The sequence below is a fragment of the Exiguobacterium sp. CH10 genome (assembly GCF_018617635.1).
Classification (GTDB): Bacteria; Bacillota; Bacilli; order Exiguobacteriales; family Exiguobacteriaceae; genus Exiguobacterium; species Exiguobacterium aestuarii_A.
The window spans coordinates 80,834-103,879 of record NZ_JACSKO010000003.1; the positions used below are offsets into that span (position 1 = coordinate 80,834).

Here is a 23,046-nt window from a genome sequence, read left to right on the forward strand (position 1 = left end):
AGGGCGAGTCTTTGTGTTAGTTGCGAATCATGTAGTCGAAGGCGCCGAGTGCGGCTGTCGCACCAGAACCCATCGAGATGATGATTTGTTTGTAGGCACTGTTCGTGCAGTCTCCTGCTGCGAACACGCCTGGGACGTTCGTCGCACCATGACGGTCGACAACGATTTCCCCGAAGTTATTGCGTTCGACCGAGTCGAGCCAGTCCGTGTTCGGGACGAGGCCGATTTGGACGAAGACGCCTTCGAGTTCGACATGATGTGACTCATTCGTTTCACGAGACACATACGAGATGCCGTTCACTTTGTCCGTACCCGTGATTTCTGTCGTCTGAGCGTTCGTGATGACAGTCACGTTCGGGAGGCTGTGGAGACGGTCTTGAAGCACTTGGTCGGCCTTGAGTTCAGGAGCGAACTCGAGGACTGTTACGTGTTTGACAATCCCTGCGAGATCGATAGCCGCTTCGATCCCAGAGTTACCGCCACCGATGACCGCGACACGTTTCCCTTCGAAGAGAGGGCCGTCACAGTGCGGGCAGTAAGCGACCCCTTTGTTTTTGAACTCCGCCTCACCTGGGACATTGACGTTACGCCAGCGTGCACCGGTTGAGAGGATGACGCTCTTACTCTTCAAGACTGCGCCGTTCTCGAGTTCGATTTCGACGAGGTCATTTTTCTCAAGACGCTTCGCGCGTTGGAGGTTCATGACGTCAATCCCGTACTCTTTGACGTGCTCTTCTAGACTTGCGACAAGCTTTGGACCTTCTGTATAAGCGGTACCGATGAAGTTCTCGATGCCCATCGTGTCCATCACTTGGCCGCCGAAGCGCTCTGCGATGATTCCGGTACGGATTCCTTTACGAGCCGCGTATACGGCTGCGCTCGCACCCGCTGGACCGCCACCTACGACGAGGACGTCATACGGGTCTTTGTCCGAAAACGCAGAAGCGTCAGGACCTGTACCGAGTTTCGCTAAGATCTCTTCGAGTGACATCCGACCGTTACCGAACGATTCTCCGTTCAAGAAGACCGTCGGGACAGCCATGATTTCTTTTGCTTCAACTTCATCCTTGAACGCGGCTCCATCGATCATCGTGTGCGTGATGTTCGGGTTGAGGACGCTCATGACGTTTAGCGCTTGCACGACGTCAGGACAGTTGTGGCAGCTGAGGCTGATGTATGACTCGAAGTGATACGTGCCTTCGATATTTTGGATCTGTTTGATCGTGTCCGCATCGACTTTCGGTGCACGCCCACTCACTTGGAGGAGGGCGAGGACGAGTGATGTGAACTCATGTCCGAGTGGAATCCCCGCGAAGACGATTCCTGTTTCTTCAGACGGACGATTCACGCTGAAGCTCGGTGTACGCTCGAGTGTCGCGCGTTCGACCGAGATGCGTGATGACATGCTGGCGAGTTCGTTGACGAGCTCGAGCATCTCGTTTGAGACTTTGTCTTCCCCAGCACTCACACGGAGGACGACATCGCCCTCCATGAGCTGGAGATATTGGTCGAGCTGTTGTTTAATCGCTGCTTCTAACATGCAATCGCTCCTTACAATTTACCGACGAGGTCAAGGCTTGGGCGGAGTGTTTCAGAACCCTCTTCCCATTTCGCTGGGCAGACTTCGCCTGGGTTGTTGCGTACGTATTGTGCTGCTTTGACTTTGTTGACGAGCGTGCTCGCGTCACGGCCGATGCCGCCAGCGTTGATCTCGACAGTTTGGATGACGCCGTCTGGGTCGATGATGAACGTACCACGGTCTGCGAGGCCGTCTTCTTCGTTCAAGACGTCGAAGTTGCGTGAGATGACGTGTGATGGGTCACCGATCATGATGTACTCGATTTTTCCGATTTTCTCAGATGTTTCGTGCCAAGCTTTATGTGTGAAGTGTGTGTCTGTTGAGACAGAGTATACTTCTACACCGAGGTTTTTAAGTGTAGCGTACTCGTTTTGAAGGTCTTCGAGTTCAGTTGGGCAGACGAATGTGAAGTCAGCTGGGTAGAAGCAGACAACGCTCCATTTGCCTTTGAGGTCGTTCTCTGTAACTTCGAGGAATTCACCTGTTTGGAATGCTTGTGCTTTGAATGGTAGTACTTCTTTGCCGATTAATGACATGGGTTATGTCCTCCTTGTTTTTTTACTCTAGCGTTTCTATCTCGACTAGAATAATTATAATGTAATACTAACTTCATATAACGAGCTGGAATTGTCAAGGCGTTTGCATGCTTTGAAATGTGTTGAAATAACTCATAATTATTTATGATTAGCTTAATATCAATGAAGAAAACGATTACAATAATGATGTATTTTCTTTCTTTAAGTAGTATCTTTACAAAATATTAAATGAGTCACAAACTCGATTGAAAGATGGAAAGTGTATCGTTATTCTCGTCTTTCTGTTCGTGATTATCATTTACAGACGGGAGATTTATTATGAATTATCGAGTTCATTCCCACCGATTCGGTGAGACGATATTGAAGAATGATGAAGAGTTCAAGGAAATCTGGTCAGAGATTCATGACATCATTCAGTCAATTAGCGACGATGACATCATCAAATTATTTAATGGAAAATACGCTAAAAAGAACAAGAGTCTATCAAAGGCTTTGAACGAACTATTCAGACTGGAATTTTTGAGAAGAGGATGGATGAGCGAGAGTCCGATTTTTCAGGACCGTGACTATTCAGAGAATGTGTGGCGTCTTGATTTCGCCAAAGATAATATCTCGCTCGAGGTCGGATTCAACCATGCGGGTACCATCGCTTGGAACTTATTGAAACCAGTCATCGCAAGCGAACTGAACCACGTCGAAAAGGCGATTCAAACAAGAATCGGAGTAATCATTTGTGCGACTCAACGATTACAGCGTGCTGGTAATTTTGATGGCGCCATTGGGACCTATGAGAAATATGTCCACCATTTGAAGCCGCTGAACACGCAACTCACCGTACCGATTGTCATTATCGGACTTGAAGCACCTGATACGTTCAAAATCGTTGAATATTTAAACGAGAAAGGCGAAAAAAGAGGCCGCGTAGAGGAATTCTACGCGAACCTGCTTGTCGATGAAACGACCGAGACCTATGATGAACCGATGTTCGATGAAGACTTGGACTGACGCACTTTTAATCTCAGCCACTTCGTATGTGTCGGTTTTGCTTGGCCATATCAACGAAATGAGTGATGGTATAGATGACATGATCAAAATCATCATTGACCTGGTGTTCCCAAAATCGAAGAATGATCCAACCTTCCTCTACATAATGTTGTGTGACGTCGGCATCACGCTCGATGTTACGTCCAATCTTTTGACGCCAAAAATCGGCATTCGTCTTCGGCAATTTGAAGTGGAGGGGACAGCCGTGCCAATAGCAAGAGTCCAGAAATACGACGACGCGTAATCCAGGAAACGAGATGTCGGGCGTCCCGTAAAGTTTGCGATTGTTCTTGCGATACCGATATCCGGCCGCCCACAGCGCTTTTCTGACTTTGACTTCCATCTTCGTATCTTTCCCACGGTTTCCGCTCATCGTCTTGAACACGGCTGGACTCGATGCTTTCGGTACGTTTCTGGCCATATCCCCAACCTCCCTAAAGAACTTATTCCCGAATGCAAAATGGATAAGCTCTTCAGGATGTTGTTCAGCCTATTTCAAGGTGAGGCCTTCATTAAACTTTTTATAAATAAATTCTTTATTAAACATAAAACATACTTTTTTCTCACCATTCATAAACTGTTGGTAACATTTATCTCCTCCTGAACCCTTTGTGGATATTACAAGGTATCTTTCAGGAAATTTTGTGGCAGTAGGAAGTAAGTCTATGTCATTTGAATTTACAGCATTTTTAATATCATTATATGTTTTACTAAACTCTTCTACTTCTTCAGGTGTAAAGGTGACTTTGAATAAACAGTGTAATTTTCTGAAACCATTGCCTCTATGTGTGGATTTTTCTAAATAGCCTATATAAAAAAAAGTACTTTCTTCAAAGAAAATTTTCCAATCAGAAATTTCCCAATCATCTAAAAACTCATCTTTTTGGAGAGGTTTAAATGTAGGCTTCTCAATAGGGAAATAAGATTCAGTTATTGGAGTGGTCTTGATTTCATAAGTGAGCTTACTAAACAACTCGTTTTTTTCTAACTCAGAATTCTTACCGATGATACGTCTTTGAATCATATTTCCTATGTTGTATTGAGGTTTAATTTTGAAGGATTGAGGATCTAAGTGCTTCAATAATTCCATTTGAGTCATACCTTTGTACTTTTTAAATTTATTCCATAACCACTCTTCTGGGGTCAACTCTGATGGCAAAGAAACACTGTAGTTTAGTTGATGTTCTTTAAGCACACCTTTTATGAATGAATTTTTGATTGAGAATGCGCGAGTTTTTGCGCGGATTTCAGAAAAAGGTTGAGTTTGCGTTTGACCGGCGCCACCTTTAGTTGCGGCACCTAAGATAACGCTATCCCCTTCAGATAATTTATGGGCCAACCCATTTTTAACTGTTTCTTGGATTATTTTATAGTCTTTTTCTATCACGGGTTCAATCCCGGTCATGTCATATAATTGATAATCTTTTATGATAAAATCTCTAGGATCTCCGTCTTTGATAAATTCATACCAAATAAACAAAATCTTTCTGTTTTTCGAAATCAATGAACTAAATTTGAAATCTTCACTTACTATTTTATGAAAGTTTATTTGCGAGAGTGAAATTCGCTCCTTTGCAGACCAAACTCCCTTTTTTGTAGTTACGAAGCCAGAAACCTTCAGCTCTACGCCTAACTCGCTAAAGTCTGCTTCCGCCTTATTATTGTTAGGGTATCCGTAAAATCCAGTTTCAACTATTTTTCCAAGAATGCCCTTATCGTTAGATTTTTTTTCGAAATACCCCTCTTTGTCTAACTCGCCAAATGTTTTACCCACTATTCCGGCTGTTTTGAGTAATAGTTCATCTATAGAATTGAATTTTAACAAAATGATACCTCCATTATTGGTTATGATTAACATTCTACTATAAAATGTTTTAGGTTCTAATGATGAAATAAAAAAGAGAAGGGTTGATCATTTTTTTCATAGGTGATAAACTGTTTTCATTGAGAGAAATGTGTAAATGAAGTAAATTAAAGATAGAAAATACGAAAGGGTGTTCCCATTGATTAAAGTAGTTGAGTTATTTGCCGGTGTAGGAGGTTTCCGCATCGCGCTTGAAGGAATTGAAGATGTGAATGCCGAGCCTACATCCGACAAATTCGATGTGGTTTGGGGCAATCAGTGGGAGCCGGCGACGAAGGTACAACCGGCCTTTGATTGCTATGCTGAACGTTTTAAAGGACGTGGTCAACACGTGAATGAGGATATCGCGCTGTCGTGGATGGAAGCAGGACCACACCATTTGCTTGTGGGTGGCTTCCCGTGCCAAGACTACAGCGTGTCACGTAGCTTGAAGAATGAGCAAGGGATTCAAGGGAAGAAGGGTGTCTTGTTCTGGGAAATCATGAACATCATCGAACAGGAAAAGCCGCCATACGTCTTACTCGAGAATGTCGATCGCCTAATGAAGTCACCTGCGAAACAAAGAGGACGTGATTTCAGTGTCATGCTTCGTGCATTTGCCGATCAAGGATATACGGTCGAGTGGAGAGTCATCAATGCTGCTGATTACGGATTTGCCCAACGCCGCCGCCGTATCTTCATCTTTGCGACACGAGCGGATTTGAAGCATTCAACCCGAGCGGGCAAAGCAAATCCTGAGCAGTGGTTGTTGAAAGACGGATTCTTTGCACCGACTTTCCCGGTCATGGAGATGACGAGCGAGAAGCATCCAGGTTCGACGTTCGAGTTGCCGAAAGACATCGTTGAAATATCGGACACATTCTCTGCGACTTATCGAAATGCGGGTGTCATGACGGGAAATCAAGTGACGACGCTTGAGACACTCCCGGTTCGAGAAACGCCTAAGACGCTCGGAGAGATTGTCCAAGAGGTGTATGAACAGTTTGGTCCTGCCCCAGAACATTACTATCTAGATACGGAAAAAGTTAAAAAATCTGGGCGTACGGAAAAAGAGGAATTGGCTTATATGAAAGGGCCGAAAAAAATCGAACGTACTTCTGCGAGCGGGCACGTCTATGTCTATGCTGAAGGAGGCATGTCCTATCCGGATTCGTTAGACCTTCCAGGTAGAACGATGTTGACAAGCGAAGGGACGTGCAACCGTTCAAGCCATGTCATCGAAGACCCGCATACGAAAAAATTGCGCTATTTACGTCCGGAAGAATGTGAAGGGTTGAATGGCTTCCCATACGGATGGACTGCGACTATGACAGACCGCAAGCGATACTTCACGATGGGGAATGCTCTCGTCGTCGGTTTGATTGAGCGGATGGGCCATCGAATTGCGGAGATTCATGAGCAAGAAGATGAAAAGAGCTTGTTGCATGAAGTGAAACAGATGCAGCTTTTGGGGACGTACAATAACTTCAAATGACAAAAAACTCCCATTATAAAAAATGGGAGTTTTTTGTTTTGTATTTAGAAAGTATCCCCATGTTTGTTATTATGTAATTAAGAAAAATATGTGAAGGTGGTAGTTTAAGATAGAGCGTTCAGTACTTACCATTCTAAATTCCTCACAACAAGTTGAAGAGTTTTTAGATAATACTTATTCAAAATATAATGAAATTCCAGAAGTTATTCCGGTAGAGACACATCCGGCAACGACATTTGGACTCCCTAGTTTTTTGTCAAAATTAAGAAAGCAAATTTTTTTATTAGACAGATTACCCACTGTAAAGGAGTTTGCGGAATATTTCACCGAATCTGTATTATCAAACGTTAACCAGTTAGAGTTAGTAAAATACCATATTCAAAGTAAGGCACAAACAGCATATTTAGGACTGGTTCGAGATTTCCATTTCGCACTCCTTCTTAGAGAATCAGGATATTTCGATGAGGTAATCAATCATGAAGAAGCGGATCTTCAGATGAAGCTAGATATCATTATAAAAAAAGACGATATCTTTATGGGGATTCAGCTGTTTGCTGGAGATGAAGATGAAAAAACATCAAAAATGTCGAACGCCCTTAAAACGCGATCCATTCAGTCAGGGATAAAAGAATACTACTTTCCATTGGGTGGGAAATTTGCTAGACCGCAACGGAGAAAAACTAAAAATGGAAATACGACATATGAATTGTATAGTCGTGCCGATGTCGAACACATCGCTGAAATCTTCATAAAAGAGTCTCCGAATAAAGTCGATTCTTCTGCAGTTCCAAATCAATTTATATCATTGTCACCTCATCTGACCAAAGAGGCTTACCGTAATGGTGAAAAGACTCCTTATTCAATCTTATTGATTGAAAATGAGCTTTCAAATTGTCGAATAGAAGAGCTAAAAAAATGGGCAACGCAGGGGACGAAGGTTGACGTCATTACAAGAAATATAAGTAGCATAGAAGAGCAAAAGAACCTTGCGGTATATGAGCTTTCTCAAAAAGTTGATGAGACGCTTTTGATTAATGATGGCCGGATGTCTTCGAAGCATGAACGTTACATAGAGAACAACCATTTGAGTTCCCGGTTCAACTGGGGTCAATATCGTGTTGAACACGCTCCATCAACTGCAGACATTATAGTGAACGCTGGTGCCGGTAGCGGGAAGACAACCACGATGATTTCGCGCATCATGTATTTAATTCATACAAGTGACGTCAAACTAGACTCTATAGTGATGATTACATTCACTAGAGAGTCTGCGGCGCATATGCGAAAAAAAATTAAAGAACGTCTCCAATCTTATTATCAGACTACAAATCTAATTAAATATTTAGATTTGATGGAGCAAGTCAATAGTATGAGAATTATGACGATAGATGCCTTCTCCAAATATTTGTTTGAGCAATTAGGTGTGGTCGAAGGCTGGGGGAATACTGTCAGTGTTGCATCATATAAATATCGAACAGAAACAATCATTCGAGAAGAGTTTGCAAGGTACCTTACTGAAGAGATTGACGAAGAAGAGGTTTCTTATTTTTCTGATGTTAAAGAGTATGAAATGATTAAATTTTTCATGCACGTCCAAAGCGAACTAGATAAAAAAGGATTAAGCGGTGACAGCGAGTCTCTCACTTGGGATCTTGCAGAAGACAGCCAGAGAGACATGAAGTATCAGCAAGCGACCCAATATGTAATTGAGCGCATGGCGAATCGAATCAAGCAAGAAAAATTGAGAGATAATGCCCTGACGTTGTCGGACATAAAACGCGATTTATTAAAAGTTGTTAAAGGTAATCGACAACTGTCGATAGAGCCTAACATCGATTATATCTTTGTTGATGAATTTCAAGATACGGATGATCCTCAAATCGAATTACTCGTATCTTTATCGAACTCACTGAAAGCCAGGTTGTTCGTAGTGGGAGATATCAAACAAGCGATTTATCGTTTTCGTGGGGCGAGTCATACAGCCTTTGAGAGTTTAAAACGACTAAAAAATGACTTTCTCTCTTATGAATTGACAATTAATTACCGAAGTTCGAAAGCGTTGCTAGTAGAAATGGAAAGACTGTTCAAAGCATGGAAGCAGAAAGGTCGATTACCAAATGAAATGAAAAATGGTATTGATACGGGTAGATTAATTTCTCATCTATCCTCGTCAGTTGATAAAAAAGAAACTTTAAATATCTCGACAACTAAAAATCCTAAACTCGACGATATCATTCTTCACATGTATGATACATTGCCATCAGATGATAAAAAACAATCAGTACTTGGTATTTTAGTAAGAAAGAACAAAGAGGCACAAAAAATAAAGGAGTTATTAAGAGGTATAAGGAAAAATGGTCGAAATGATTTAATATTTGAAGTTTCCGTAGGTGGAGGTCTCTTTAAATCGTCAGCGGCCAAAGACCTCCTTCTGCTGATTCGTGTATTAAAAAATGAGGGTTGTCCGGAAAGCTTTTTTGCTCTTCGTCAATCATCTTTCGTTGAGGACGTGTTTGATGTTAATCATCTTGTGCAGTACGAAGGGGATATTGCTCGACTGACTTTAGAGATGAATCGAAACCTAGATGACGAAAGATGGCAGTGGATACGCAAGGCGCGAGAAGATTTACGAATCAAACCTTTTTATAAAGTGCTTCAAAACGCCGTGATGGAACTTCCGTATAAGAGAATCATGGGAGAACAAGGGTACCAACCACACGAACTCATTCAGTATGAAAGAAATCTGTATAAAATACTAGATATTGCAGTCAAACGTTTGAAGGGCGAGGTCAACGATCCAGTCTCTATATATGATTGGTTGAAAATTCAAGTGGCAACGAATCGAGACGAAGATGAAGCCGATATCGATTCCAAAGATATTAACGAAGATAGAGTCATTCGAGTTATGACTGTTCACAAGGCGAAAGGACTTGAATTCCACTCTGTATTCCTTCCGTTTACCGATTCAAGTCTGATACAAGGTCATCAACATAAAGTACTACTCACTTCTAAAGGTCTGAGCAATCATGAAAAAGTATTAGCTTTTCACTTTAAAGAAGGTGATGAAGTTGTGACTACAGCTTCATTCAAAACGATAAAAGCTGAGGATATCGCCGAAACGTTAAATGAAGAAACGAGACTGCTCTATGTTGCGATGACCCGAGCCGAACAACGTCTATGGATTAATGCGGCTCGACCTCATACTCAAAAGGGATTAAGGGATAAGGACACGTGGGAAAAATTAATACGAACTGCTGCACGAAAGGAAACATCAAATGAATAGACAGGTACTTACTTACCGGGTGCCGAGTGACTTAACATGGAAAGACTCAAAGTTTCAAAAAGAATATAATGATGTCCTCCATATCGCAGCGACACCTACGTTACATGAATCAATTAATGAGAATCTGAGGATATATCAATGGTTAAAATCACCGCTTCTAACGATTAATCCATTGTTAGAAGAGGTGCAAGGCAAGGCGTGGAGTGGTCAAAAGAATCAAATGCGTCAATACTTAGAGATTTCACAAATTCTTAGAAATAGATGGGAGTCTTCGTCGCAAGCTGACGTTCGAATGAGGAAACATATTCTGTCATTCGAAAAAAATAGAAAAGAACTGATTTATACTATCCGATTATTAAAAGAGTTGCGGTTAGACAATGTGTTTTCGACTCTTGTCGACAAAAGTGATGAAGAGTTATTGCTCCATGACATTATGAGTGAGATGCGTGATGATATTCGACCGGTCGAATGGGAAAAACAACTACTGTCAAACCCCGCGTATTTTTCTCGAATTGTAAAAGAGTTCTTGCAGCAGAATTCGAAAACCAAGAATAATCTGCATCAGTTTAATGTTGGTGAAGAAGAGCAGATTAATGATCGGGTTGAGGCTTCTTTAAGTAAAAGAAAGATAGTCTTACATGGCTTTTACTTCATTACCCCGTTGCAGGAGTATTTTTTCAAGCATTTAGAACAACAGTTTGAATTGATATTCGTGAATTATTATGATGAACTTTTGCCTCATACTTATGAAACGGTAGAACGATTCCTATGGAAAGATGAGGTGCCGTGGTCAGCCTCATTCAACGAACCAGCTGTCCAACATCCATACTCGGTACAGTTGTTAGAGGGGATTGAAGGTCGTCAATTCCATTCTTTCAAAGAAGAAGAACTAGGAAAAGTGACTGTGTATTCGAACATGCTAGAGTTTCTTTCGAAGGAACGGGAAGTTCGAGAGCGTGAAAAAGATGAAAAATATGAACATTTCGTTTCTTGTCGAGGTGGAGAAATACGGGAACAGTTATACTATGCTGGGTTGATTGAAAAAAAAGCGCCATCATTAATTGATTATCCTATTGGTCGTTTTCTATTCGAACTGCATAACTTGTACACAGAGCAAAAAACACCGCACAATAATTCTTCGGTTATTGAAAAGGTATTGAAACCAGATGTATTACAAAGATTATTTAACAGTGGACATCTTTATGTCGATGGAAAAGATGGTTCCAAAATCAACATGTCCATGTACACAAAACAGTTAGACCAGCTCCTTCCTTATTTTTACCTTGGTGAAGGATTTCTTGATGGACGAGAGGCTCAATTTCTGACAATAGAAGAATGGCTTGAAAAGATAAATTTTTTGATAGAAGAAAAAATGAGATGGGAATCATTCCGTCCATTGCCTGCGGGACGTGTCCATCGCCTCCACGGGAGGCCTCTTGAGCAGCTTTCTTATTTCAAAGTAAGCATCGAAGATATGAAAGTGATACAACAGGGTCTCCTTATGATTGGTCGAATGGTTCATCAACTTTTCGAAGTGGAAACTGACGTGAGAATTGGAGAACATCTTGAAAAACTCAAGACCTATGTCAGTGTCTCTGCCGAAGAGAAACGTCATGAGGAAGAAGTAGTCTTGTTGAAAGACTTGATGATGAAACTTGGAGAATTGAAAGATGAGACTTTGAAATTCTCACTATTAGACATCATGGATGGTTTACGTTTTTATCTCCAATCTGGACTACAAAGTTATGACGATGAAGAAGAGATGATAGACAAGGTGGGAGCGCTATTCGTCGCAGATGGGATGGCGTTTAAGCAAAAACGAAACATCCACCTGGGCTTCACTGATGCGGACGCGTTACCGATGAGTACCAAATATAAAATCTGGCCACTTTCAAGTAAAACTATCGATGAATTGAGCGTCTTCAGATCAGAGCTACACCTTTTCAAAGAGTTGAAGGATCTCTCTGGGGCCATAACTAGATATTTGTTATATACGTTGTTAATTGGCGCAGATGATGTAAGGATTTCGTACGTAAGAAATTTAGAAACGGGTTACGATTTAGACATGGCTTACTATTTCAAAGTGGCTAATTTCATCGAAGAACCTTTGAACCTAAAAAATGAAGAGATTGATTCAACAGAAAAGAAAGACGATATTTCCTTACCAGATTTTAAAGATAGACTCTTAATAGATGAGGCCAATCAATGTCCACAACGTGCTACATTCTCATATATCTTGAATGATTTTGGCACTTATTCGTCTCGGTTCCATCAACAACTTTTATATAAGAAAATGTTGAGAAGCGTTTATCATACCTTCAAAAATTGGGAAAAAACTGAGATGTATCTTTCTTGCCTCTATCCGCAGTTGAGCGGGGCATACAAGAAGTTAATTTTGCAGGAGGTTAAAAATGAAGTTGCCCAATATCCTCGTCAAGATGATCGATATAAAATCGAAAACGTTAGTTATAACGGTTCTTTGAAGAAATTTAGATTATTTTATAATTCACCTAATCTGACAACTGACAGTCTAGCTAACCCAGGAAACCATTGTCGATTTTGTGAGTTTCTAGAGATATGTCGAGAGGGGCATTACGCGATTGATGATGAAAAATAGGAATCGAGAAAAGTTCGAAACCTTGAGTCAAGAGTTTATATCGGCATGGATAATACCTCTTGTGAAAAGAGAGCCGCAAGGGATTCGGCAGGAAATTACCGATTTAAGTGTTTTGAAAAAGCAGGATCAAGAATTAGAGGAACAAAGACGGAAGAGTTTTTTTGAAGACGACTTTTTTTAAAGATGGAGTGATCACATGGTTAAAATCACCGTTACAAAACAGCAAAACGACGCCATCAACTTTCAGGCAGAGCACGTGTTAATCAAGGGAGCTCCGGGTAGTGGGAAAACGACTGTCCTCTTAATGAAAATTGAAAAGATTTTACAAACAAATCCAAGTGCTAAAATTTTGTTGATTACATACAATAAGACATTGGCCGCCTATGCGCAGAAGTATTTAGCAGACAGAGGATACAGTCAGAGAAACCTAGAGGTGCGCACGTTTCATTCTTGGGCGTATAAGTACTTGAAACCGATTAAGGGAAGGTTTTCTTCCTCATCTTATCAAGAGGCTACGCTTTTTGATAACTGTTATGAGGATCGAAGAACGACAAATCATCGCTTCTATAGCGATGAGAAATTCAAATCATTCTTGAAAGACGAGATTAAATGGATTAAAGGGAAAGGCATCATTTCTGAGGAAGAGTATTTGAACGTGCGACGGAGTGGACGTGTAGTCAGTCTTCAGCAACCTGATCGTAAAGAAGTGTTCGCATTCATGAAGCACCTGGATAAGGGCTTGGCTATGAAATCTCTTGTTCCTTTCGATGATTACGGCATCCAACTATACAAAAATCTTGATGTGGTTAAAGCGAGAGAGACATATGATTACGTAATGATTGATGAGGCTCAGGATTTAACACAAGTTCAGCTCATCGTATTGAGAGAGTTGAACCCAAAGAGCCTAATTGTCTCTGCGGATATTGGTCAACGTATTTACAAGACAGATTTCACTTGGAGAAGTGTTGGAATTAATATTGTCGGAGGACGCACAAAACATTTGGAAGAGATGCATCGATCATGCCGAGAAATTGTCACCATGGCACTTCCGCTCTATAACAAAGATTTGAACAGCAATTCCTCAAAAAACAGTGAAGAAGCTCGAGAAGAGCTTGTTATACCTAAAAAGAGTAGCGGGTTCACCCCAGAAATCTATCAGTATGATACTTACCAAGATGAGTATGAGGGTCTCGTAGAATTGATTAAAGAGCAGTGGGATAAAACTACGAATAAAGACATTACAATTGGTGTTCTATTCCGACACAACAAACAACTCAAAGGATTTATAAAGATGCTGCCTTACAATATCCCGAATGAGCATATCGAAAAGGAGAACGGGAGTTGTTTAACACCCGGAGTTAAACTCGTGACGATGCACTCCGCAAAAGGGCTCGAATTCGATATTGTCATTATTCCGAGATTTACCGACAAAAATCTTCCGAATCTAAAAAATGTAGATGAAGAAGAAGTTGAGGACGCTATTCAAGTGGAAAGAAGATTGCTATATGTGTCGATGACAAGGGCAAGGAGCAGGCTTTTCTTAACTGGATACGGCAAGAAAATGAGTCGCTTTATGGACGAATTTGATAAAGCGACATATAACCTCATCTCATATATCTAGGTTTTTGGAGAAAAAAATAAAGTTAAGCAAAACCTCTTTTAAGAGCGATTTCGTGAAGAATTTATCACTTGAATTCTAACCGTTTCAATCAATCTAAAAAGAGGTTTTTTATAATGGATTTATGAAATTTGTAAAAATAGGAGGATGTTTATGTATTTACCACCGTTGCAACCTAGTGGTAGGGACCGAGAATTTAAACAATATAGTGAATTACAAAGATATCAAGTGATTATCGGACATTTGATGGATGGATTGACACATAGAGAGATGGATGAGAGATTCTTAGGTTTAGATTCAGAAGAATCAAAGGGTTACCAATCCATGGGGATTCTTCATTATCTGGGTTTGAAGAAGGCATTCAAGTCAGTGTTTAAAGGTTTTACATTAGAACAGATGTTTGAAGAACTTAAGAGTCAAAAGGGTTATGAAAATATCGTTGCAGTTCTATCGGAAGTTGATGTAGGCGAATATAACGCAATGGAAGATATCAGAGCGGAAGAAGCAGAAGATGGTAATTTTGTTTATGAAGGTAAAGAGAGATACTACTACGGTAAAAAGTATGAACGAGATGCTTCGAACCGGAGAAAAGCCATAGAATTTCAAGGGGTCAACTGTATCGTGTGCGGCTTCAATTTTGAGTCTGTGTACGGTGAGAGAGGTAAAGATTTTATTGAAGTACACCATTTAAAACCATTGAGTACTCTAGATGAACCTGTAATAGTAAATCCTAAAACTGACTTGATTCCCGTCTGTTCTAATTGTCATAGGATGATTCACCGGAGAACTGAACAAGTACTGTCACCAAATCAGCTACGGAAGCTGATGAACAACAGATAAATGAAAAGACAGAGGTCGCCCTCTGTCTTCACCGTCACTCCGCCATCAACGCACAAACCGCATTCGAATATGCTACCGGATCTTCAATCGGTAACCCTTCAATGAGGAGGGCTTGTTGATACAAGAGGTCTGTATATTGTTTTGCTTTCGCTTCATCTTCCTTATACACACGTTGGAGTGTCTGGAAAATGACGTGGTCGGCGTTCACTTCGAGCACTTTCTCCGCTTTCATGTCGCCACCGTTTGGCATCGCGTTCAAAATCTTCTCCATCTCAATCGAGACGTCACCCGCGACCGTCAGACAGACTGGATGTGACTTGAGGCGTGTCGAGGCACGCACTTCTTTGACGCGGTCTCCGAGCTCTTCTTTCATGAAGGCGAACAAGTCTTGGTTGTCCTCGTTGAGAGACTTCGCTTCCGCGTCATCGAGACCGAGGTCGCCGCTCGCAATCGATTTGAACTCTTTGTCTTCATACGACTGAAGCATCTTGATTGCGAACTCGTCGATTTCTTCTGTGAAGTAGAGGATTTCATATCCTTCCTCTTTTAAGCGCTCTGCTTGTGGTAAGAGGTCGATACGATGAATCGATTCGCCAGTCGCATAGTAGATATACTTCTGATCTTCTTTCATCCGCTCGACGTACTCTTTGAGCGAGACGAGTTTCTTCTCGTGAGAAGAATAGAAGAGAATCAAGTCTTTCAATTCGTCTTTGGCTGCGCCGAACTGGTCATACACGCCGAACTTCAATTGACGACCGAACGACTCGTAGAACTTCTCGTAGTCCTCACGTTCGTTTTGGAGCATCTTCTCGAGCATCCCTTTGATTTTGGACTTCACGTTCTTCGCAATCACGCGAAGCTGACGGTCTTGCTGCAACATTTCACGGGAAATGTTGAGTGAGAGGTCTTCAGAGTCGACCATCCCTTTGACGAAGCCGAAATAGTCCGGCAAGAGGTCTGGTGACTTCTCCATGATCAACACGCCGTTCGAGTAGAGCTCGAGCCCTTTCTCAAATTCTTTCGTGTAATAGTCGAACGGAACCGTTGACGGGATGTAGAGGATCGATTGATAACGAATCGTCCCGTCGACGTTCAAGTGAAGGTGCTTGAGCGGCTCATCAAAACCGTAGCGCTTCTCGTGATAGAACGCTTTATAATCCTCGTCTTTGAGTTCGCTCTTCCGCTTCCGCCAAATCGGCACCATGCTGTTGACGGTCTCTTCTTCCTTGTAGTCCTCATACTCTTCTGAGTCCTCTTTTTGACGATGTTTCGTCACATCAAGTTTGATTGGGTAACGGATGAAGTCCGAATGTTTCTTAATGAGCGAACGAATTTCATACTCTTCAAGGAACGACGAATATGCGTCATCTTCTGTGTCTGCTTTCAAGTGGAGCGTGATTTCTGTACCGATGTCCGCCTTGTCTGTCGGTTCGATTGAATAGCCGTCTGTGCCTTCTGACTCCCATACGTATCCTTGATCACTGTCAATCGAGCGAGTCCGTACCGTCACACGGTCAGCGACCATGAACGCAGAATAGAATCCGACCCCGAATTGACCAATGAGGCTATGGTCTTCTTCCATCTTCGTTGCCTGTTTCATGGCGAGTGAACCGCTCTTTGCAATAATTCCGAGGTTCGTTTCAAGTTCTTCTTCTGTCATCCCGATGCCCGTGTCGCGAATCGTAATCGTCCGTGCCTCTTTATCGAGTTCGATTTTGACGAAGTAATCGTCTTTGTTGAACTCGATGCTCTCGTCGGAGAGGGCGCGATAATACATCTTATCGATCGCGTCACTTGCGTTCGAGATGAGCTCGCGCAAGAAGATGTCCTTATGTGTATAAATTGAGTGGACCATCAACTCTAAAATTCGTTTCGATTCCGTTTGAAACTGTTTCTTTGTCATGATCGTTCTCCCTTTTTTGTCTGTATTTTGGCACTCTCGTATAAAGAGTGCTAACACTATTGATTATCCTAAAAATTAGGAAGATGTCAACCGGATTTGAAGAAAAGATTGACGAGGACGTAGGTTTCGCATATAGTTGAGTACATGCGATGAGCTGGTCTATGTAAGACGGCGGACATTCCCTTGAGGAGCACGTTGTGGAGCGTGGTCCGTCGCGGTAGACTTTCGAGAGCACCTCTAGTGAGAGGTGCTCATTTTTTGTATACGGGGGTAGAATGATGAACTTACATACGATTCACCACGTCGCAATCATTGCGTCGGATTACGATAAAGCCAAGCAGTTTTATGTCGAGGCACTCGGATTCGAAGTGATTCGAGAACACCACCGCCCGGAGAAACAGGATCACAAAATCGACTTACGTCTTGGTACATATGAGCTCGAGCTGTTCATCAAACCGAATAGTCCCGAGCGTCCAAATTTCCCAGAGGCGCGCGGTCTTCGACACTTGGCGTTTAAAGTCCACGACATCGAGTCCGTCGTTGCCGAATTAAACGAACGTGGGATTGGGACAGAACCGATTCGTCGTGATGATTTTACAGGAGAGAAGATGACTTTCTTCTTCGATCCCGATGGACTACCGTTAGAACTGCACGAATGAATCCCATCTTCATTCTTTAAACGTTATACTAGATATAGATAAAGAAGTTTGGGGGTATAGGATATGCCGACCATGAAAGATGTTGCGCTTCGGGCAAATGTTGGTGTGGGGACTGTTTCTCGATACATCAATCAGCCAGATTCTTTGAAAGAAAGTACGCGATTAAAAGTCGAACGAGCAATTCAAGAATTGCGGTATGAACCGAACGAAGCGGCACGAAATTTTAAAAAGCGACAGTCTCAATCGATTGCATTAATCATTCCAACAGTATGGCATCCGTTCTATTCTGAATTTGCTTATCATGTAGAGCGAGAATTATTTCGTCGTCAATTTAAATTAATTTTATGTAACTCTCGTAATGAAGCCGAGCGAGAAATCGAGTACATTGATATGCTGAAGAAAAATCAAATCGATGGCATCATTGCAATCACATACAGTGAAGAAATTGATTCTTACGTGACGAGCAGTTTGCCAATTGTCAGTATCGACCGACATTTCCGTGAAGACGTCGTATATGTATCGAGTGATCACTTGCAGGGCGGCCGGATTGCAGGCGAACAACTGGTCAAACGCGGATGTCGATCGATTGCATATGTTGGAAGTAAATCGAAAATCGAAAACGAATCGATGTTGAGAAAAGTCGGATTCGAACAATACGCATCTGAACATGCGATTTCATATGAAATTGTGGAAATGAATGAGCCGATTACAGACAAACATCATGTCATAAGAGACTTTCTTCAAAAGAACGATTCAATCGATGGGCTGTTTTGCATGAATGATGCATGGGCCATCGCTGCGCTTGAAGTCTGTAACGAGTTGAAAAAAGAGGTACCACGTGATTTACAGATTATCGGTTTTGACGGAACTCGTAAGAGTATGGAAGATCGTCTAACACATTCTACAATTAGGCAATCGATTGAAACGTTGGCTTTGACCGCGGTCGATGCGTTGTTGATGCAAGTGAATCAAATGGAAACGAATAGAAAATATATCATTCCTGTTGAATTCTTCGAAGGGAATACAACAAAGCTATTGACATCTGAATGAAAGCGGTTTATTTTTGATGTAACGGATCCGCTTTCTTTTTTTAGAACGAAAATGGAAACGTTTCAATTTTAATTAATTTTGGAAACGTTTCAATTCAAAAAATAGCTTTCTGACAGGAGGATATTCACATGAGTAAGAATGTCGAAATGGTGTCATCGAAAGTATTAGATGCCTTAGGGGGCAGAGATAACATTCAGTCAATGACACATTGTGCTACGAGATTGCGAGTGGTTGTAAAAGATCAGAATCTAGTCGACCAGAAAAAATTAGAAGATATTGATGGTGTGAGTGGCTACTTTTATCAATCCGGTCAACATCAAGTTATTTTAGGGACAGGGTTCGTTAATAAGGTATATCAACATCTGTTAGAGAGTGGTGTCGATGAAGGAAATCATAAAGAGGCGGCGAACGAAAAGCTGTCGAAGCCTCAGCGTCTTGTAAAGTCGCTAGCAGATATTTTTATTCCAATCATTCCAGTCCTTATTGCTACAGGACTATTGATGGGGTTACGGGGACTCATCGTAGATGGATTTGGAGTTGAATTGTCTCCAGAATTGTTAACGCTTTCTCAAGTGTTGACGGATACGGCATTCATCTTTATTCCTGTCCTCGTCACTTGGTCAGCCATGAAGAACTTTGGTGGTACTCCAGTCATTGGGGTCGTACTCGGTTTAATGTTGGTAGCACCACAATTACCAGATAAATGGGCTGTCGCTTTCGGCGAGGCACAGCCGTTAGTAGTTTCTATATTTGGTCTTGATTTATCAATTACAGGCATGCAAAGCTCCATTCTGCCAGCCGTGTTTATCGGATGGTTAGCCGCTCGCTTGGAGCGAACATTTAGAAAGATTGTTCCAAACGTGCTGGATCTCATTTTAACGCCTTTCTTAACATTATTGACATCGTTAGTGCTAGGACTCGTCTTAGTTGGTCCATTTATTTTGTTAATCGAGAACATGCTAACGGACGCTATCATGTATTTCTTTGAATTACCGTTTGGAATTGGTGGTGTCATTTATGGAGGGTTGATTCAATTCTTGGCAGTCACAGGCATGCACCATACTATCGTACCTGTAACGGTTAAAATGGTAGCTGAAACGGGTTATGACATCATTAATCCGATTGGAACTGCTGCCATTGCTGGACAAGCTGGCGCAGCTTTGGCAATCGTGATGTCCATCAAAGACAAAGTGAAACGATCAACGATGTTCAGTTCTGTCATCCCAGCTTTCTTCGGTATCACAGAACCCGTTATGTTCGCCATTAACTTACCAAAAGGTTCTCCATTTTTGTTCGGTTGCATCGGTGGTGCAGTCGGTGGTGGACTCGCATCAGTTTTAGGGTTAGCAGCGGCAGGGACAGGATCGACCATGATTCCGGGTATGCTTCTTTACATCGGAGACGGTCTCTTACTCTATGTTCTTGTGATCATGGTCGCATTACTCACTTCGTTCACGATTACAAAATTGGCATATAGAGAGAAAGAATCGAAAACAGAAAAACAGGTCGCGTAAGTGATTGATGAGAGAGGGAGGAAACTCCTTCTTTCACATTGTACGAAAAGGAGAGTTTACCCATGGTTATTGATTTTTCAGATAGAGCAAATCGTTTCATCGCGTTAGATGAAATCGAGGACACATATATTTCGGATATTCAGCAGAAAGCGCAGTTAGATCCTTACTATCCATCCTTTCATATTGCGCCGCCACATGGATTATTGAATGATCCAAATGGACTGGTATATCACAATGGAAAACATCATATTTTCTATCAATGGTTTCCGTTAGGCCCCGTCCATGGATTAAAACATTGGTATCATGTGTCTACTGAGGATTTCGTAAATTATCTGGACCATGGAGTAGCGTTGACACCTGACATGCCATACGATCAACATGGGTGTTTTTCAGGCGGTGCCATTTCTAAAAATGATGAGCTTCATCTGTATTACACGGGCAACGTTAAAAATAGTGAAGGTGAATTTGTACAATCTCAGTGTTTAGCAAAACAAGATACGAATGGCATCATTTATAAAAAAGGACCATTGATTGAACCTGATTTGACACTAACGACCTATAATTTTAGAGATCCTGTTCCGTATCAAAAAAATGGGGAAACTTATCTACTGGTAGGTGCGGAAAGTGTGAATCACGAGGGAATGATTCTGTTGTATAGGCAGGAAGATGAAAAAGCGTCTTTTGTTGGTCCTATACAACTTAACGTACAAAAGTTCGGATATATGTGGGAATGTCCATCTTATTTTGAACTTGATGAGAAAGGTGTCTTCATTTTTTCACCACAGGGAGCATACTCCGAAGATCCTTACGAGTTTCAAAATGTGTTTTCCGTTGTTTATCTGATTGGGGAGCCGCTAACATTTGAATCCGGCCAATTCAAACATCAACCTTATATCGAAATGGATAAAGGTTTTGATTTCTATGCACCGCAAGTCTATCAAGATGGTTTAGGGAGACAAATTATGTTTGGATGGCTGGGAAACTCTAAAAGTACGTACCCGACTGATCGAAACATGTGGGCGCACATGCTAACAATTCCTCGTGAATTGACAGTGCGTGGAAATCGATTGCTACAGACACCACTTCCTGAATTAAAAGCACTTCGACAGCGATCATACTCATTCATGCCATCAATGGATATGGTCCAAAAGTCATTTGAATTAGAGGGTACGTTACAACAGACATTTCGCTTCATGATTGCGAATCAGCAAGGAGAGGCGATTGAATTCTATTCTGATGGAGAAACCTATACGTTAAATCGATCGGGTATGTCTGAGTTGTATGCCACAGACTACGGAACAGTGCGCAAAGCGACACGCCTTACAGAGATGAAGCAAACGTTCAGAGTGTTTGTGGATGCCTCAAGTATCGAAATTTTTGTGGATGAGGGAGCGACGGTATTTACGAGTAGGTTCTTTTTAACTGGGGATTGGAAAATGGAAGTCGACGGAATCATAGGGAGGGTTCATGAGCTCTCTCCAATTCAGAAATCAAAGTAAATGAGTGACCCCTTCACGAGGAAGGGGTTTTCTTATGCCCGAATGGATGCGAGCAACACCTCTTTTAATACGTTGATTTGCACAGCCGGTTCGATATCGTCCTCTAAATAACTGATGTGCGACTTTAACATGATATTGTTGCCGAACGTCCCGAATGCATTGATGATCGTAACAATTGTCACTTTCACATCGATATCTGGTCGGAACGAGCCATCACGCTTTCCGTCTTCGATCAACGGTTCAAGCGTCTGCATGATTCGTCGTTGTACGTCAATGTATGTCTCGATGCCAGGAAGGGGTGTGGCGACGAACGATGCATAGCTCTCGAACGCCTCACGAAAACGGGCGTGGTCCGTCCGCTCCAACTGCATCTCAAAAAAGTGGTTCAAGATGATCTCGAGCCGTTCATAGGCGTTGCCTTCCTCATTCACAAACTGTTCAAATCGCTCGAGTGTCGGCTGTAGATTTTTGACGGCCGCTGCGACGATCAATTGGTCTTTCTTCGGAAAATAGCGAAACAGTGTCGCTACCCCAATCCCTGCCGCATCCGCAATGTCCTGCATTTGAACTTTCTCAAAGCCATTCTCTAAAAATAAGTGTTCGGCCTCTTGGATAATCAGCTGGATTCGTTCTTCTTTGTTTTGTTGTCGTTTACTCAATTCCATCACCTCATTGTCTGTCATAAGTATATCGTCTTCGAGCAGTTTCGTTGAGATTAATGTCACATCCAATTATTATTATGATAGTTAGACTATCATAATTTAACGAATGGAGCTGGAACAATGCGTTTAGAGGGGAAAGTAGCGGTCATCACAGGGGCAGGAAGCGGTATGGGAGAGTCGACGGCACGTCTATTCGCCAAAGAAGGAGCGACGGTCGTCGCGACAGATATCAATGAACAAGGGGTGCAAAGCGTAGTCGAGTCGATTCGTGCACAAGGTGGGGAAGCCGTCGCGGTGAAGCATGACGTGACCTCACGTTCAAGCTGGGAAGACGTGTTTGCAGAAGTGGAAGCGACGTGTGGCAAATTGGATATCCTCATCAATAATGCCGGAATCGCACTCGCGAAACCGTTCTTGGAACAGACAGAAGAGGACTGGGCGCGCACGTATCGCATCAACATCGATGGGGTCATGTTAGGGACACAGTATGCGATTCCGCTCATGACGGAAAATGGCGGAGGATCGATCGTCAACATCTCTTCCATCTCTGCATTGACCGGTATGGCAGGGGCGGGTGCATACACGGCCTCAAAAGGTGCGGTCCGTTCTCTCACAAAAGCAGCGGCCGTCGATTACGGGAAGCAAAACATTCGGGTCAACTCGGTGCATCCAGGGTACATCGTGACACCGATGAGTGCGCCACACATGGAACATCCAGACTATAAGCAACACTTTTTGAATCAAATCGCTTTGCCGAATCTCGGACAAGCGGATGAAGTGGCAGCAGCCGTCCTATTCCTCGCGTCAGACGAGGCGAATCATATTAGCGGGATCGAACTTCCGGTAGACGGTGGCGTGACAGCGAAATAATCGAGAGAGCATCCTGATGTGATGACACCTCGTG

At 42.3% G+C, this 23,046-nt stretch carries 17 protein-coding genes; 11 read left to right on the top strand and 6 right to left on the bottom strand.

Annotation, left to right across the window (positions count from 1 at the left end):
- Window positions 1-16 precede the first annotated feature (16 nt).
- Window positions 17-1,540, bottom strand: coding sequence for an alkyl hydroperoxide reductase subunit F (gene ahpF / locus KNP04_RS10910; protein WP_074036831.1), 1,524 nt, complete (start codon window positions 1,538-1,540; stop codon window positions 17-19).
- 11 nt (window positions 1,541-1,551) lie between these two features.
- On the bottom strand, window positions 1,552-2,115 hold the full coding sequence (ahpC, locus tag KNP04_RS10915; RefSeq protein ID WP_015880295.1) for an alkyl hydroperoxide reductase subunit C: 564 nt from the start codon (window positions 2,113-2,115) through the stop codon (window positions 1,552-1,554).
- 318 nt (window positions 2,116-2,433) lie between these two features.
- Here ahpC and KNP04_RS10920 point away from each other — a divergent pair, with 318 nt between their 5' ends.
- Entirely contained in the window at window positions 2,434-3,120 is a 687-nt protein-coding gene (locus KNP04_RS10920; RefSeq protein ID WP_214876001.1) for a BglII/BstYI family type II restriction endonuclease, read from the top strand.
- A 13-nt stretch (window positions 3,121-3,133) separates the two neighbouring features.
- Here KNP04_RS10920 and KNP04_RS10925 read toward each other — a convergent pair whose 3' ends face one another.
- Both KNP04_RS10925 and KNP04_RS10930 read right to left on the bottom strand, forming a co-directional pair.
- Window positions 3,134-3,580, bottom strand: a complete 447-nt coding sequence (locus tag KNP04_RS10925; protein ID WP_214746560.1) for a very short patch repair endonuclease — start codon at window positions 3,578-3,580, stop codon at window positions 3,134-3,136.
- Window positions 3,581-3,649: 69 nt separating this feature from the next.
- Entirely contained in the window at window positions 3,650-4,984 is a 1,335-nt protein-coding gene (locus tag KNP04_RS10930) for a MutH/Sau3AI family endonuclease (protein WP_251129923.1), read from the bottom strand.
- 178 nt (window positions 4,985-5,162) lie between these two features.
- Here KNP04_RS10930 and dcm point away from each other — a divergent pair, with 178 nt between their 5' ends.
- From dcm to KNP04_RS10955, 5 genes are all read left to right on the top strand, one after another.
- On the top strand, window positions 5,163-6,497 hold the full coding sequence (dcm, locus tag KNP04_RS10935) for a DNA (cytosine-5-)-methyltransferase (RefSeq protein WP_214785481.1): 1,335 nt from the start codon (window positions 5,163-5,165) through the stop codon (window positions 6,495-6,497).
- Window positions 6,498-6,750: 253 nt separating this feature from the next.
- Window positions 6,751-9,780 (top strand): UvrD-helicase domain-containing protein, encoded by a 3,030-nt coding sequence (locus KNP04_RS10940; protein WP_214876007.1) that lies wholly within the window; start codon window positions 6,751-6,753, stop codon window positions 9,778-9,780.
- Window positions 9,773-12,397, top strand: a complete 2,625-nt coding sequence (locus KNP04_RS10945) for a hypothetical protein (protein ID WP_214876010.1) — start codon at window positions 9,773-9,775, stop codon at window positions 12,395-12,397. Before KNP04_RS10940 ends, KNP04_RS10945 begins: the two co-directional genes overlap by 8 nt.
- A gap of 196 nt (window positions 12,398-12,593) precedes the next feature.
- Window positions 12,594-14,018 (top strand): 3'-5' exonuclease, encoded by a 1,425-nt coding sequence (locus KNP04_RS10950; RefSeq protein ID WP_214746574.1) that lies wholly within the window; start codon window positions 12,594-12,596, stop codon window positions 14,016-14,018.
- Window positions 14,019-14,168: 150 nt separating this feature from the next.
- The gene (locus KNP04_RS10955) at window positions 14,169-14,855 is read left to right on the top strand and encodes an HNH endonuclease (protein ID WP_251129924.1); all 687 of its coding nucleotides are present in this window, start codon (window positions 14,169-14,171) and stop codon (window positions 14,853-14,855) included.
- Between the two features lie 34 nt (window positions 14,856-14,889).
- Here KNP04_RS10955 and htpG read toward each other — a convergent pair whose 3' ends face one another.
- Window positions 14,890-16,758, bottom strand: a complete 1,869-nt coding sequence (htpG, locus tag KNP04_RS10960; RefSeq protein WP_214876016.1) for a molecular chaperone HtpG — start codon at window positions 16,756-16,758, stop codon at window positions 14,890-14,892.
- Window positions 16,759-17,036: 278 nt separating this feature from the next.
- Here htpG and gloA2 point away from each other — a divergent pair, with 278 nt between their 5' ends.
- From gloA2 to KNP04_RS10980, 4 genes are all read left to right on the top strand, one after another.
- Complete coding sequence (gene gloA2 / locus KNP04_RS10965; protein ID WP_214876019.1) at window positions 17,037-17,417, top strand: SMU1112c/YaeR family gloxylase I-like metalloprotein; 381 nt, start codon at window positions 17,037-17,039, stop codon at window positions 17,415-17,417.
- Between the two features lie 63 nt (window positions 17,418-17,480).
- Window positions 17,481-18,467 (top strand): LacI family DNA-binding transcriptional regulator, encoded by a 987-nt coding sequence (locus KNP04_RS10970; RefSeq protein WP_214876021.1) that lies wholly within the window; start codon window positions 17,481-17,483, stop codon window positions 18,465-18,467.
- A 128-nt stretch (window positions 18,468-18,595) separates the two neighbouring features.
- The gene (locus tag KNP04_RS10975; protein WP_214876023.1) at window positions 18,596-19,981 is read left to right on the top strand and encodes a PTS transporter subunit EIIC; all 1,386 of its coding nucleotides are present in this window, start codon (window positions 18,596-18,598) and stop codon (window positions 19,979-19,981) included.
- A gap of 62 nt (window positions 19,982-20,043) precedes the next feature.
- Entirely contained in the window at window positions 20,044-21,480 is a 1,437-nt protein-coding gene (locus KNP04_RS10980) for a glycoside hydrolase family 32 protein (RefSeq protein ID WP_214876025.1), read from the top strand.
- Between the two features lie 32 nt (window positions 21,481-21,512).
- Here KNP04_RS10980 and KNP04_RS10985 read toward each other — a convergent pair whose 3' ends face one another.
- Window positions 21,513-22,163, bottom strand: coding sequence for a TetR/AcrR family transcriptional regulator (locus KNP04_RS10985; protein WP_251129925.1), 651 nt, complete (start codon window positions 22,161-22,163; stop codon window positions 21,513-21,515).
- 99 nt (window positions 22,164-22,262) lie between these two features.
- Here KNP04_RS10985 and KNP04_RS10990 point away from each other — a divergent pair, with 99 nt between their 5' ends.
- Window positions 22,263-23,012, top strand: a complete 750-nt coding sequence (locus KNP04_RS10990; protein ID WP_214876028.1) for an SDR family NAD(P)-dependent oxidoreductase — start codon at window positions 22,263-22,265, stop codon at window positions 23,010-23,012.
- The last annotated feature ends 34 nt before the right edge of the window (window positions 23,013-23,046 follow it).

Excerpts from the sequence above, each read along its gene's own strand:
- ahpF (WP_074036831.1), bottom strand. The coding sequence starts at position 1,540 with ATGTTAGAAGCAGCGATTAAACAACAGCTCGACCAATATCTCCAGCTC.
- ahpC (WP_015880295.1), bottom strand. The coding sequence starts at position 2,115 with ATGTCATTAATCGGCAAAGAAGTACTACCATTCAAAGCACAAGCATTC.
- KNP04_RS10920 (WP_214876001.1), top strand. The coding sequence starts at position 2,434 with ATGAATTATCGAGTTCATTCCCACCGATTCGGTGAGACGATATTGAAG.
- KNP04_RS10925 (WP_214746560.1), bottom strand. The coding sequence starts at position 3,580 with ATGGCCAGAAACGTACCGAAAGCATCGAGTCCAGCCGTGTTCAAGACG.
- KNP04_RS10945 (WP_214876010.1), top strand. The coding sequence starts at position 9,773 with ATGAATAGACAGGTACTTACTTACCGGGTGCCGAGTGACTTAACATGG.
- KNP04_RS10950 (WP_214746574.1), top strand. The coding sequence starts at position 12,594 with ATGGTTAAAATCACCGTTACAAAACAGCAAAACGACGCCATCAACTTT.
- KNP04_RS10955 (WP_251129924.1), top strand. The coding sequence starts at position 14,169 with ATGTATTTACCACCGTTGCAACCTAGTGGTAGGGACCGAGAATTTAAA.
- htpG (WP_214876016.1), bottom strand. The coding sequence starts at position 16,758 with ATGACAAAGAAACAGTTTCAAACGGAATCGAAACGAATTTTAGAGTTG.
- gloA2 (WP_214876019.1), top strand. The coding sequence starts at position 17,037 with ATGAACTTACATACGATTCACCACGTCGCAATCATTGCGTCGGATTAC.
- KNP04_RS10970 (WP_214876021.1), top strand. The coding sequence starts at position 17,481 with ATGCCGACCATGAAAGATGTTGCGCTTCGGGCAAATGTTGGTGTGGGG.
- KNP04_RS10975 (WP_214876023.1), top strand. The coding sequence starts at position 18,596 with ATGAGTAAGAATGTCGAAATGGTGTCATCGAAAGTATTAGATGCCTTA.
- KNP04_RS10980 (WP_214876025.1), top strand. The coding sequence starts at position 20,044 with ATGGTTATTGATTTTTCAGATAGAGCAAATCGTTTCATCGCGTTAGAT.
- KNP04_RS10985 (WP_251129925.1), bottom strand. The coding sequence starts at position 22,163 with ATGACAGACAATGAGGTGATGGAATTGAGTAAACGACAACAAAACAAA.
- KNP04_RS10990 (WP_214876028.1), top strand. The coding sequence starts at position 22,263 with ATGCGTTTAGAGGGGAAAGTAGCGGTCATCACAGGGGCAGGAAGCGGT.